The organism is Dellaglioa sp. CoH-56-MRSF-11 (assembly GCF_056782135.1).
Genome location: NZ_JBXAYE010000139.1, coordinates 1 through 253 on the forward strand (window position 1 = coordinate 1; position 253 = coordinate 253).

The following is a 253-nucleotide window of genomic DNA, read 5'->3' on the forward strand; positions in this document are numbered from 1 at the left end:
GTAGATGTGGTGGCGTGGAGAAGCTTTCTCGATAGAAGGACTGGTTTTCCTATCGTTCTCGCCCAGTGCACGGTCCAAGCCGAGACATTAACCAAGACAACAGATATCGATCTACGCCTCTGGGCGAGTTGGTTGGCTATGGATGTCGATCCCCTTAGCCTGCTCGTGATTCCTGGGACGATAAGGCGGCAGGGACCGGACTGGCAACAGTTGTCCACCGTCGTCATGGTTATCGATCGCCTTCGTTTGATCG

General features: G+C 54.2%; 1 protein-coding gene. It reads left to right on the plus strand.

From position 1 onward, the window contains the following. The coding region (locus AC1RPT_RS08160) for a hypothetical protein (RefSeq protein WP_481763051.1) at positions 1-253 on the plus strand (253 nt) is incomplete at both ends.